Origin of the sequence: Flavobacterium chungangensis, from assembly GCF_042654045.1 — a bacterium.
Classification (GTDB): Bacteria; Bacteroidota; Bacteroidia; order Flavobacteriales; family Flavobacteriaceae; genus Flavobacterium; species Flavobacterium chungangensis.
Genome location: NZ_JBHSFY010000010.1, coordinates 104137 through 117505, shown reverse-complemented (window position 1 = coordinate 117505; position 13369 = coordinate 104137). Strand labels below are relative to the sequence as shown.

General features: G+C 34.9%; 7 protein-coding genes. All 7 read right to left on the bottom strand.

Features of this window, described 5'->3' with window-relative positions:
• Positions 1–135: 135 nt before the first annotated feature.
• The gene (locus ACFO3N_RS16225) at positions 136–783 is read right to left on the bottom strand and encodes a Pr6Pr family membrane protein (protein ID WP_379799383.1); all 648 of its coding nucleotides are present in this window, start codon (positions 781–783) and stop codon (positions 136–138) included.
• A gap of 48 nt (positions 784–831) precedes the next feature.
• A complete protein-coding gene (locus ACFO3N_RS16220; RefSeq protein ID WP_379799381.1) occupies positions 832–1389 on the bottom strand; it encodes a YdeI/OmpD-associated family protein in 558 nt (185 codons plus the stop codon).
• Positions 1390–1463: 74 nt separating this feature from the next.
• The gene (locus tag ACFO3N_RS16215) at positions 1464–2675 is read right to left on the bottom strand and encodes a DUF4272 domain-containing protein (RefSeq protein ID WP_379799379.1); all 1212 of its coding nucleotides are present in this window, start codon (positions 2673–2675) and stop codon (positions 1464–1466) included.
• A 315-nt stretch (positions 2676–2990) separates the two neighbouring features.
• Positions 2991–5411 (bottom strand): glycoside hydrolase family 2 TIM barrel-domain containing protein, encoded by a 2421-nt coding sequence (locus ACFO3N_RS16210; RefSeq protein ID WP_379799377.1) that lies wholly within the window; start codon positions 5409–5411, stop codon positions 2991–2993.
• Positions 5412–5657: 246 nt separating this feature from the next.
• Positions 5658–9185, bottom strand: coding sequence for a malectin domain-containing carbohydrate-binding protein (locus ACFO3N_RS16205; protein ID WP_379799375.1), 3528 nt, complete (start codon positions 9183–9185; stop codon positions 5658–5660).
• 382 nt (positions 9186–9567) lie between these two features.
• Entirely contained in the window at positions 9568–12297 is a 2730-nt protein-coding gene (locus ACFO3N_RS16200; protein WP_379799373.1) for an alpha-d-galacturonidase, read from the bottom strand.
• A gap of 151 nt (positions 12298–12448) precedes the next feature.
• The gene (locus ACFO3N_RS16195) at positions 12449–13330 is read right to left on the bottom strand and encodes a sugar phosphate isomerase/epimerase family protein (RefSeq protein WP_379799371.1); all 882 of its coding nucleotides are present in this window, start codon (positions 13328–13330) and stop codon (positions 12449–12451) included.
• Positions 13331–13369 lie beyond the last annotated feature (39 nt).

The following is a 13369-nucleotide window of genomic DNA, read 5'->3' as shown; positions in this document are numbered from 1 at the left end:
TGATCTGCTTTAAAATGGTCTATAAAGCATAAATGTACTATAAATTGAAATTTATCGAATAGAATTTCGACCAACAACATTTTTTTAAGCGTTTTGGTCAAAAGTACATTTTTAGTAAATACATCTTATTGAGAATTAGGTCAAACTTTTTGTCTTGATTCTGAAAATAGAAATCAGAATAATAGATAAAATCACAAAGGACAGTAAAACAAAAAATCCGTTTATAATGGCTATTTCAAAACCTAATTTAGTTGCATCTATAAACGGATACGGATAAAATTCGGTTGCAAGTCCATGAAACAAAGTGTAAATGATATAGATAATTGGATAAATCAGCCAAGACGAAATAACTTTAAAAGAGATCTTTTCTGGACTTACAAAAAACAGCCAGAAAAAGAAAAATAGAACAGGCACAACGGTATGGAAAATTTCGCTTACAATAAGATGATGTCCTTCTAAATGGAGAGTTGGACGAAGAAGCAAATTAAAAACAATTCCGACAATCAATATATAAACTGTAATTGCCGTAATAGTAGTGCACTTTCTAAAGAAAGCATTTGCTGCAGTTCTTCCGCCAAATAATAACAAAGCACTGCAAAGAAAAACGATCGTATTTGTTGTAATCGTAAAGAAACTAAAAAAGCGGACTGCCGCGCTGAAAAAAGTAAATTCAGGATTTTTTAACAGCAAGTAAAACTGTACAGGCAAGGCGTATAATTCTAAGGCAAAAATAATACCCAGCAAAATCTCCCCTTTTATTTTTGTGGTATTTTCTCTTTCCATATTTCGCTAAAAGTCAGATTACTAAAATAAGGATTTTATTCGAAATATTTACAGCACTCTTTTCTGTTTCTCACTCTCAGCAATCGTTTTTTCAAGCCTTGACAGTTGTGTTTTTTCCTGCTTAGCACTCATGATCCAATGAATCATTACTTTTTTATAAGAAGGCGCTTGCTTCTCAAAATATTCCCAAGCGATTTTATTGCTTTTAAACTGTTTTTCATACAATTCTAAAAGTGGAACAGGTTCTTTTTCATGCGAATAAATCTTAGACTTATTTTCGGTTCTAAAACTAAATGCTTTCAAACCAGCATCGGTCATTAAACCCGCTTTAGTCAAATCTTCCATCTTTTGAATATTAATTGCGCTCCAAATACTGGAAGGTTTTCTCGGAGTAAAACGTATCGTATAACTTTCCGTATCAATAGATTTTCGAACACCATCAATCCAGCCAAAACAAAGCGCTTGATCTACAGATTCTGACCAGCTCATAGAAGGCTTTTTAATCGTAACTTTATAAAAACCAACCAAAAGTTCTTTTTCGTTTTGGTGGTTTTTCTCGAGCCATTTTCTAAATTCTAACTGATCTGCAAAGAAAGTTGGTTTCATTTATTCTTTAATTTTCTATAAATATAAAATATTCCAAACAAAAAATCCGCTTCTAAGTTGAAGCGGATTTTTTATTAAGTATCACAAGTTACATTATCCCAATCTTGATCCATGTAATGAATTAGCCAATTGAGCGCATATTGTCTTTCGTACACAATTCCTGGATTAATATTTTCTATTTGTCTTCCATTAATCCTTTCATCTACACAAGCCCAATTGTATCTGTAATACAAATCTGTAGCATCTAAAATTTCTTTTTTAGAACGAACCTCATGAACTGCATTTATAAATTCAAAAGGATCTTTATCTCTTGCGACAGGATAATTTTCTGCGCTGATATTTCCGAGATCACAAAATTCATTTGGAAAATCAAGTGTATCGACTTTTTTCAAAGCCCACATTAAAGTCCAAATTCCTTCACATTTCCAAGTTTCATACATTTTTCTATCATCTGTTGGATTAGCAAGAAACTCTTTTTCGCCTTCTGTAACAGATTCCCAAAGTTTATAATTCTGTAAATAATCAACAGCTTCTTCAGACGAAATGCTGTTAAAGGCTACTAAATTTGTTACAGCTAAAATACTTGCTCTTTTTGCTATTTCTTTTGCTGATCGGATTGTAGTTTCTCTTTCCGATTCAACACAAGGCAAATGTTTATTGATTTTTATATTTTCTCTTTCAAGAATTTCTTCGTTTTTGGCTTTTCTTTCTATTTGATCTTCGTCTAATTCTGTCTGATCATTGTCAAAATATTCCGAATTGATATTAACTTTTAATTCTTCAATTTCACATCTTCCTTCTGTATCAATAATTAGATTTAAATCTTTATCTAAAAAATGCTGCGTTTCAGATTTACTGATAATAGTTTTGGGTTGAACAAATAAAACAGCATCAAATTCCTTTGCAAGATCGGCTATAATGATACCTAATTCTTTCAATTCCCCCTTGTCTTCTCGAATCGAAAATTCAGAATTTAGTGTTTGTATTTTATGAAGAAACAACCCTTTTACCTTTTCATTTTCAGTCGGTAACGAATCTACAAAACCATACAAACCTTTCAAATTGGCAGTTAATTCAGAATCGTCTATTTGCGGAATTTGATAAGAAGGAATAGCTCTTTCGCGGTAAAAGAGAGTTATTTTTTTTGATGGACTTAAGATTCCACCTTTCACTTCAAATTCGAGGTTTTCACCATTACTAGAAAAAACACCTTTAGGCACATGAGAAAGGAATATTTGTTTGATTTTTTCCAGTCCTAAATGATGCGAATAAATTGTACAAATCATTTTTCGGCTTTTATATTATTGAAGCAAATATAAGTTTAATTCTACAAGATCAATAAATATTCTGAATGAGCTAGAAACAAAAAATCCGCTTCTAAATTGAAGCGGATTTTGATTGTTTGTATTATTTCGCTCCTCTGGAGCTTTACTCTTATGTGGGATTCATTTTTCTATAAATATTTTTCTATAAATATTTCGCTCTTCCAGAGCTAGAAAGATTTTCTAAATTGTAATTTAAAAGCTCCAGCGGAGCTTAATATTTATAGAAGAAAAATAATAGATTAGAGAATCAAAGCCCCAGCGGGGCGACATATAAAATTAATTAACATTTATCTGAATCGCTGAAACCGGAATTCCATTTCCTGCCATCGCTTTCAGCTGAATATTTTCTTTCTTTCCATTCGACTGAATAATCGCAATACATTTTCCATTAAACAACTTACAAGAATTGGATTTAAAAGAATCTAAATTAGCCTGATAACCATTGTCAACACCAACTAATTTTCCTCCGCCAGAAACTTCAAAGTTGATCAAATCCATGGCGTTTGGGACTAAATTCCCATCTTTATCAGTCATAGAAACGGTTACGTAAACCAAATCGTAAGTATCATTTTTTATTGAGGTTTTATCAGCTTGCAAATCCAATTTAGAAGCTTCTCCTGCTGTATGGATTTCCTTTTCTAAAACTACTTTTCCGTTCTTTCTTGAAACAGCTTTTAATGTTCCTGGTTCAAATTTTACACGCCAAGAAATATGCAAATCATCATTTTGTTTTGCTTTTTTCCCTAGAGATTTTCCGTTTAAGAACAATTCCACTTCATCGGCATTATTGTAATACGCCCAAACTTCTACTTCTTGATCTTTTTTCCAGTTCCAATGCGGTAAAATATGCAGGACCGTTTTGTTCGACCATTCGCTTTGATACATATAGTACACATCTTTTGGTACTCCTGCTAAATCAACGATTCCAAAATATGAACTTCTTGCAGGAAACGGATACGGATCTGGTTCTCCTATATAATCAAAACCTGTCCAGATAAAAGTTCCCGCCATAAAATCCTGTTTTTTAATCGTTTTCCAGTTCTCTTCGTGCGTTGCTCCCCAATATGATTTTACCTGATCGTAAGCCGAAACCGTCCAATCGGCATTTCCGTCAAACGGAGCGCCATGTTTGGTTGGCCATGCTTTAATTCCGTCAGGAAAATCATAATGACCGCGTGTTTCTAAAGCCGAGACACTTTCTGAAGCCAATATTTTTTGTCCTTTAAATTTCGTTGGAAAATCTTTATAATCTTCATGTTTGTAATTAAATCCTAAAAGATCCAAAACTCCCGATTGGTAAATGAAATTTTTCTCAATTACATTTTCGGTCAAAGCCGAAGTTACAGGGCGAGTTGTGTCTAATGCTTTTACGATTTTAGCTAATTCTCTCGTAATCGCAATTCCAGTCGAATCAAACTGTTCTCTAATTTCGTTACCAATACTCCACATCATAACCGATGGATTATTACGATCTCTTTTGATAAAATCTTCCAAATCCTGTTTGTGCCAAGCATCCCAATCTTTATGGTAATCGTTGGTTACTTTTTTCTTTTTCCAAACGTCAAAAGCTTCGTCCTGAACGATAAATCCCATTTCGTCGCATAATTGCATCATTTCCAACGAATGCGGGTTATGTGACATTCTGATCGCGTTTGCTCCCATTTGTTTCATTAAAGTCAATTTTCTTCTAACCGCATGAATATTTTCTACCGCACCTAAAGCGCCATTATCGTGATGCAGACAAACTCCATAAATTTTTGTTGGAACTCCATTTAATGAAAATCCTTTCTCCGAATCAAAATTAAAAAAACGAAATCCGAGCGGCGTTTCATAATTATCAATCAATTTCGATTTCTCATACACTTTTGTAATCACTTTATACAAATACGGATTCTCTGTACTCCACAATTTTGGCTGTTTAACTTCTAAATCATGAACCTTTTTTTCTGATGTTTTAGCATCAATTTTTTCTGTTGAAGTAAAATTTACTACTTCTTTATTTTCTGCATTTACAATCGAAGTAACCAGTTTAAACTCTTTTGAAGAAGCATTATCATTATCAATCGTAACTTCTAAATGTATTTTTGATTTTGTTGCCGAAACTTCTGGGGTCGTAACATAAGTTCCCCATTTTCCAACATGAAGTTTTTCACTTGCAACCAAACGCACATTTCTATAAATCCCAGAACCCGTGTACCATCTAGAATTCGGTTGTGCATCGTTATCGACTTTTACAGCGATTACATTCTCTTTACCAAAATTCAAATATTGCGTTAAATCATAACCAAAAGAAATATAACCATTCGGACGAATTCCTAAAGATTTTCCGTTTATGAAAACTTCACTGTTTTTAAAAACACCATCAAATTCAATCGAAACTGTTTTGTTTTTCCAATTTGCAGGAATAGTAAATGCTTTGCGATACCAGCCTTTTCCTGCTGGTAAAAAACCTTGTGCTTGTTTGGTTTTGGCATCTTTATCAAAAGTTCCTTCAATACTCCAATCGTGTGGCAATTGAAGTCTTCTCCAATCTGATGCATTGAAATTGGCATTTATTGCTTCGGGATAATCTCCTAATTTGAAGTTCCACTCTTTATTGAAATCTTCCACAATTCTTGCTTGTTTTTGTGCAAAAATGGATACTGAAAACAATAAGGCAATTGTAATTTTCTGAAATATGTTTTTATGTTTTATCATAAATATGTTTTTAATACTAATATTTTTTAGACATCGTTTTGTCAGGCTGAGCGAAGTCGAAGCCCACACAAACTAAGTCGGCAATCTTTGTCGAGTTTCGAGTGTGATCCTTCGTTCCTCAGGATGACAAACTGGACGTGGTATTAATTGTCTTCACTTTGCGTGGGCTTCGACTTCGCTCAGCCTGACAAACCAAATAAACCTTTGCAACTTTGTTCCTCTGAACCTTTGTACCTCAAAAAAAACCTATTGAAACTCAAAATTATCCAACATTAATCCCTTCAAATCATCACCTTCCAATGTAATTTTATACGTTCCAGCATTAATATAACCACCAGAAGTCGTATTTAAAATCTTCCATTTTTCTGGCGATGGGAAAAATTCAATCGTATCATTTCGCATTAAAATTCCGTACGCATCTTCCATTTTAAATTTCACTTTTAAAGGCGATTCATTTTTATTCATAAAACGGAAACGCATTAAATAAATTCCGGCAACTCCGGGTTTAACTTCAAACTCGATGCTGTTATTTGTTTTTTTTGTGAACTCGATATAATCAGCTTTTTTGAAATTTCCTTTTTCGATTCCAGTTCCTGTTGTTTTTGCTTTTTCGGCTTCAATAATTACGACAGGTCTTGAATCGTCTTTTTCGCCCATATCGTAAGTTGGAACAATGGCAATTGTATTTATAATTTCAGCATTATCAAAAATAACTTTCTCATCTTTCTTCACTTTTTTAGTGAAAACTACAAATTCATTTTGACTGCTATTTTTAGCTTTTTCTTCTAATTTTTTATAATCTGAAAACCCTTTTAATGTTTTTAAATTATCGACAACTAAAACATAAACAGTCGATTCTTCTTTAGCAGTAAACGACCCTTTATTTTTAGAATGAGATGAAAACTGTAAATAATCTGCTCCAAAAATTTCCGAAGGTAATTCGGTAAAAACAACATCAGAATCTGAATATTGTTTTGAATTAATATCCAGCCATGAAGCTATTCTGTTGATTTTATCATAAGAATCTAAAACTAGATTTTGAATGTTTTTTGGCGATTCTGATGCTGGTCTTGCATGAATGTTTTTTGTCGCAATTGCAATTGCCGAGATAATCGCCTGCGAAGCTTTTACATTCGGGAACGAAATCACAATTTTTCCGTTTTTACTTTTTACTTTGAATGTTTTCTTCAGCGCGTTGTCGTGTCCTGCTTCTGCCCAAATATCGAAATCTTTTAAAACTACATTATCGTTGATGGCAACATCAAACAAACGCCATCCTTTGCAGTCTAAACCTCCGCCAGTTCCGTACCAAGGTTCTGTGAAATATAATTCGACTAAATATTCTCCGTTTGCTGCAGGAAATTCGTAACGCAATTTATCAACTCCGTATCTAAAGCTCTGGAATAATTCTGAATCTTTTGTTCCGTTTATCGGGTCGAAAATTGTTCTTTGACTGGCAAAAAAATCTGGGAGTTTTTCAAAATTATCGGTCCATGATAATGAACCCCAAGTATTTTGACCGTTTTTATGCGTATCGGTAAACCAAGTATTTCCAGCAGAATCTGTCAATTCAGAACCTCCGCAATTTACTCTGTAAATATAATTGTAACCGCTTTTTGCTTTTGTAATATCTGATTTATCCGTTGTTAAAGCATCAAAATTTGGTGCTTTTGGCAGATTATTTAAAACAATGTAATCTTTAGCTACAGCTTTTCCGTTTACATAACCAACGGCATATAAAACATTATACTGAATATTGACATTATTAAACTGAAAATGCTTTCCGATTCCTGGATTTTTTAGTTTCCCTAAAGAAGATTTATTCACATCGTTGAACAGTTCTACTTCATCGCAATTCGAATAAATATCGATTCCGCTTTTAATTCCCGGCTTTTCCCAACGACTTGGCCAAGTATGCGAAACGATATAAACCATCGGATTAGTTTTGTTCGAAACATAATTCGCTCTGTACATATAAAATGCATCTAGAGGTTCTCCCCAAATCGTAAAAAGTCCTTTGTAATTTACTGGACCAACTTTGTCGATATCTCTAAAACCTTCTCCATTCTGAACTCTTCCCGGATTTTCGTGAGAAGCAAAAAGCCAGTTGAATTGTCCCGCAATTTTATCTTTTACCGATTCGGCTTCTCTAACTTTAATTTCCATTAATTGAGAAAAACGGTTTTCGCTCAAAATTCCTTTTTGGTCGAATTCGCCTTCGGTATGTAAATCAGCCGAACGCCATGCGCCGTATTCGCCGTTTAATAGCTGAGTCGTCATTTCTAAATGATATTTTAACGGATCTCCGCCATAAGTTCCCGACCAGTTTTGAACGACATTCCAATCTGTTCCTTCTCCTCCATTACAAGTCGTTACAATACGTTGTGAAGCCGATAAAGGATCCATTTCGCGGATAATTTGCGTACATTCTTCGGCAAATTCTTTTGGAATGGTACTTTCATTCTGCAATCCCCACATGACAACTGATGGACTGTTTCTGCGTTCTTTAATCCATTCTCGTAAAAGAGTTTTGAAGTTTTCTTTAAACTCAGGTGTATCGTACCAAATATGTGCCGAAAATTGACTCCAAAACAATATTCCGTTTTCGTCTAATTCTTTTTGATACAATAAATTATGAGGCTGATGCGCTTCTCTAAAAGCATTAAATCCGCCTGCTTTGATTTGCTCGATTCGAGAATGAATCATTTCATCTGAAAACGAATGGCTTTTTCCAATTAAATGTTCGTATTCACAAACGCCATTGATAAAAACAGGTTCATCATTAATGAAAAAACGATTGTCTTTTCCATCACGGCTAACCGGCCAGCTTACCCAGCGAATTCCGTAAGGCGTTGTTAACTGATCGATTATTTTTCCGTTTTCGTAAACTGAAGTTACCAATTTATACAAATACGGATTGGATGGCGACCATAATTTCGGATTCTGAATCTCAGGAAGCGTCTGTGCTATTTCTTTTGTTTCTCCCGAATTGATTTTGTTGTCGCTTTTTATAATAGCAACTTTCTTTCCCGAAGCATCCAAAAGAATATTTTCAATCGTTAAATTTCGCTGTAAAGTACTGTAATTCTTGATTTCTGTAGTTGTATGAAGAATCGCTTTTTGTTTGGAAACCGATTTATCATTCCAAATATGAACACCAAACGGCTGAATTCTAATATCGTTTGTAATTACCAAAGAAACTGGTCTGAAAATTCCCATTGGCTGAGAACCTTCTGAAAATCCCCATTCTCCAGAACAGCCACCGCAAACCCAAGGAAGATCGGCAATAAAAGAGGGATGCGCTGCTTTTACTAAAATAATATTTTCTTTGTCAAAAGAAACCGCTTTGGTAATGTCTAAAGTGAAAGTGGTTCTTCCGCCTTTGTGTTCCCCTATTTTTTTGCCATTTACCCAAACTGTGGCATAAGAACTTACACCTTCAAAATAGAGAAAATGTTGTTTTGAACTCTCTTTTTTATCAAGTTTTAGCGATTTTTTGTACCATGCAGTACCATGTAAATTTCCATGTTTTGTTCTTCTGAAACCATAATACTGATCCCAATTGTGAGGCACACTAACCTTTTGCCAATTGGAATCAGTTTTTGGATTTTCTACAAAATCTTCTTCTTTCAGCGGAAGATTATCCAGTATTATGGTTTCCCAAGACGAATTCAGTGAAATTTCTTTACGAAACTTCCCTGAATCTTTGCTCTGACTCCAAACAGAGCAAAAGCTTGAGAAAAAACAAAAAATAAAAAAAACTATTCTATTCATATTTTTAAAACCATATAAGTGCTTATAAGGTTGTTTAAGTTATTCTATCTTACCTCGCTTTTTTGTCATTTCGACGGAGGAGAAATCACACTAGAGACTCCTCATAGTTATTCCCAATCTTTGTCGAATCCCGCGTGTGATTTCTCGTTCCTCGAAATGACAAACTGTACGGAGCTTATTGCGGAGATCCCTCGTTCCTCGGGATGACAAGATTGTGTTTATACTTTGCGTATAAACCTGACGGGTTTTGAAAACCCGTCAGGTTTAACTTTACGTTTATTTGCGTGAGGGATGGCAGTGGAGCTCTTTTTTGAGGCAATTTTTCTTTGCCTCAAAAAAAGCGGGAACGTACAGCCCGACCCGGAGGGGCACGCCCAAAAAATTAATAAAACAACCAGTCTATAGCTGCCTTTTCTCCTGCATCAATATATCCAACATCACGTGGTGTTACGGTTTGATCTGCGTCGATAAAACCTAAAATCAATACTTTCCCTTTTCCTAAATCTAATTTATTCTCTCCTGGCTGAAAAGTATAGGTATGAATGTTTACACGTGGCAAATCTTTCAAATTTATCGCGCTTGCTAGAATCACTTCAGCTTGACCGTGCGCATTTCCTGCAGCATCGGTTTCTAAACTTGGCGGTAATAAAAATCTCTTTTGATCTGAATTGAAATACCCGACAACTAATTTAACCGCTTTTGTGTTTCTAAACTTCAAATGTGTTCCTTTTTCGTTTTGATCGTTTTCTACGAACGAGAATCCTTTAAGGTTTTGAAGTTCAGGAGCAATTTTAGTTAACTCAGAAATATCTGTTCCGTAGACTTTTGTCCCTTTTTTAACTAAATAAGTTCCCAGTTTTTCGTCAATGAAAGTTACCTCTGCTGGTTTCCAAGGTTTTCCTTCTTTGGTTTCAATTTTACCATCTTTTGAGGCTTTTAGTTTCTCTAAATTTCTTTTAAAATTAGCCAATTCACGTTCGTAATGCGGTAATAATTCTGCCCACGTTTTGTTGTTTCCGTCGTCTCCTCCAATCGGAATTCTACGCTGAGCCGTCTGCATACTGTTGGCATAATAATATGTATCTTTTGTCAGTTTTACCAATAATTCATAATGCTCAATGCTTTTTTCTAAATGAGGCATCGCTTTGTCTAAATCGGCAATATCGTTTGAATAACTGTATCTTAAAACCAATAACGCTGCTTTTACTTTTTCTGAGAAGAAATCGGCGAACGCTTTATACGCATGAATATCATTTTTAAGACGTTCAAACTCTTCTTTCTCTTTGGTTACGCTAGCTTCAGCTTTGTCGATTGCTTCAACCGCTAATCTTCCATGTTCTGTAATTTCAGCAATAATCTGAGTTGGAAGCTCACCAGAATGTGGTTCTTTATTCCATTCTTTTTTAGCATATTCTAAAAGCAATTCTCCCGGAGGCCCACAAGATTCGTGGAAACCAGGATAAACTCTCCATTTTGACGGATTCACCAACTGACTTTCAAACATTCCTAACAATAAAGTTTGGCGGTTTCCTTCTGTGATTCCGAAACGTCTTAAAGTTTTTGGAGCTATTTCTCCTGTTTCATCGTAGGCTTTTTGGATGTTATTTGCGGCTTCTTGAGTCGTTCCGAATTTCGCAGCTAAATCATTATCCCAGAATTTAACTTCTTCATTACGATCTCTTTTACTGTCCCAAGCATATCTTGCCCAAGCTTTGTACCAAATCCAGTCGCGATCCATTTCTAATAAACGTTCGCCTGATTTAGTTTTATCTGCTGAATACGGCCAATCCCAATACGATGCCTGCGGATATAAATGCAGTGCATTTGCTCCGTGAACGCTGTGCATCGCTTTTACAGTTTTCTGAATAAAATCTGGTGAACCATATCTAAAAGGTTCTAAGTTTGCCAAAATATGAACATTCTCTATATGAATTGATTTAAGAGCACTCAATTGTTTATGCGTTTCTCCCCAAGGCCCTCCCGGCGTATAAGTCGTTAAGGATTCTCCTGTGTATTTACTTTCTGTGTAAAGGTTTTTATATAACGGAAGCGATTTTTCCATAACCAAAGGTCCGTCTGTATCGTGAGAACGCAAAATAATTGGTGGTTCTTCTGTTTTTCCTAATGCTTGTAAACCATCGCGAACACCCGGAATAATCGTTTTGGTAAACCATTCTACATCATCATCAACGGTATTGATAGCTTCTCCCAAACAAACCATTAATCCAACGTTAGGATATTTTTCTATAAAAGCGGCAATAGATTTTCTGGTGTAATCAGACAATAACGGTGTTATCGGTCTTGAACGATCCTGAGTTTTAATGTTGTAATGCTCTGCAAAAGGCTTAGAAACAATAATATTGTAGAACATCTGAATTACCCAGATTCCACGTTTGTTGGCTTCAACCGTTAAGAATTTATAGATTTCTTCGTTCTTTTTAAAATCTTCGTCACTGACTTCAACCGCAAATGGATATTCTTTCAACTTTACCAAAGAAGCAAACGGATGTCCGTTCCATAAATACAGCGAGTTCATGCGGTTTTCTACCAGCATATCCAAATACTTCACCCATAAAGCTTTATCATAAAACCACGGGAAAGTTTCTGGCGTGTACGGATATTCGTAAACATCACGTCCTGGAAGATAAACTGGTTTCTGCATTCCGATACAAGCTCCACGCAAAACCATTTCTGGACTGTCTTCAATATTCAAATCTGAAGGAAGTTTTCCTGAAGCTTTAATTTTATCTGTTAATTCTAAAGCTCCGTATAAAGTACCAGAAGCATCTGTTCCTTCAATATAAATTACATTATTTTGTGTGCGAATCTGGAAGCCTTCTTTCTTGGTTAATTTGCTATCATCGATTTTAGCGCTTTTAGCATTTTTCTTCCAGAAATCAGTTCCTTTTTCTCCAATTACAATTACTTTATCTTTTGATTTTTTGAATTTATCAGAAGAAGTTACACTGAACCCTTTCGCTGAAAGTGTTTCAGATAATTTCTCTGCTCCAAATTTTGCTCTTGGGGAACTCGGATCACTAACAATAGTGATACTCTGCGCTGTCGCGAAAGAGACATAAAAACATAAAAAAAGTAATTGTAAATATTTCATAGTATGCTGTTTTTGGGTATTCATTCTAAAAATAATCTGCTAAATCTGCCCGATCTGCGAGAAAAATATCTCTCGCAGATTAGCAGACTCGGCAGATTTATAGTGAAAAATTGTGTTGTTTAACGATTACATATTGATCACTGTTTATTGTTTAATTCTGAAAAATCTTCTTCAAATAAGCTACGTTTGCTCCATAATTGGCTTTTACATTATGCACTTGTGTTACGTCACGAGAACGCTCTACAATTAGCCATCCGCTCCATTTCATTTCGTCCAATGTTGCTTTTATTTTTGGCATGTCGATCGCTTTGTCATTCTCTAACCAAAACTGATCGGTATTGGAAGCGTGAATCTGCGCTACATATTTCTTTCCTAAAATTTTTAATTCTGATGAAATATCTCTTTTATTATCTAAAGCATTAGCAAAATTGAAAGAGCTTTTTATATATTTTGAACCTACTTCTTCTAAAAGTTTTTTCTCTTCTGTGGCACTCAAAGAAGTTTCAATTGCAATTACTCCTCCAATTTTACCTACTTCTTTTCCTGCCCATTGCAGTCTTTTAATTACTTCTGGACGTAATTCTGGATTTTTAACTAAATCGGTTTGAGTTCCTAATGGAAGATACGCCACTTTTACTTTCATATCTTTCATCGCTTTGATACAATCCGCAATCATTGGCGTGATCTCTCTTGTAGCGAAAGACTGTGCATAAAACCCCGACATCGCAATCGAACTGATTCCAACTCCGGTTTCTTTCGATTTATCTAAAAATTTTTGTCTTTCTACAGGATCGCCTAGTTTACTGTCGAAAGTTGGTCTATTTCCTAAGCCTCCCATATCTAGTTCGATTCCGTCCGCTTTTATTTCAGCTGCTAAACCAAAAGCGCCTAATTTTTGTCTTTTTAAAATCATCCAGTCGCAAACTGCCACTTTATATTTTTGCTTTTTGGAAGACTGAGCCGTTGCACAACTGTTGAATGTCGTTGACATAACAACAAGCATTGCAATAATTAAATTTTTATTTAGCTTCATGTTAATTGTTTTTACCATTAAGGTATTTAGTAAATTAAG

Coding starts and splice junctions, on each gene's coding strand:
- ACFO3N_RS16225 (WP_379799383.1), bottom strand. CDS start 783: ATGGAAAGAGAAAATACCACAAAAATAAAAGGGGAGATTTTGCTGGGT.
- ACFO3N_RS16220 (WP_379799381.1), bottom strand. CDS start 1,389: ATGAAACCAACTTTCTTTGCAGATCAGTTAGAATTTAGAAAATGGCTC.
- ACFO3N_RS16215 (WP_379799379.1), bottom strand. CDS start 2,675: ATGATTTGTACAATTTATTCGCATCATTTAGGACTGGAAAAAATCAAA.
- ACFO3N_RS16210 (WP_379799377.1), bottom strand. CDS start 5,411: ATGATAAAACATAAAAACATATTTCAGAAAATTACAATTGCCTTATTG.
- ACFO3N_RS16205 (WP_379799375.1), bottom strand. CDS start 9,185: ATGAATAGAATAGTTTTTTTTATTTTTTGTTTTTTCTCAAGCTTTTGC.
- ACFO3N_RS16200 (WP_379799373.1), bottom strand. CDS start 12,297: ATGAAATATTTACAATTACTTTTTTTATGTTTTTATGTCTCTTTCGCG.
- ACFO3N_RS16195 (WP_379799371.1), bottom strand. CDS start 13,330: ATGAAGCTAAATAAAAATTTAATTATTGCAATGCTTGTTGTTATGTCA.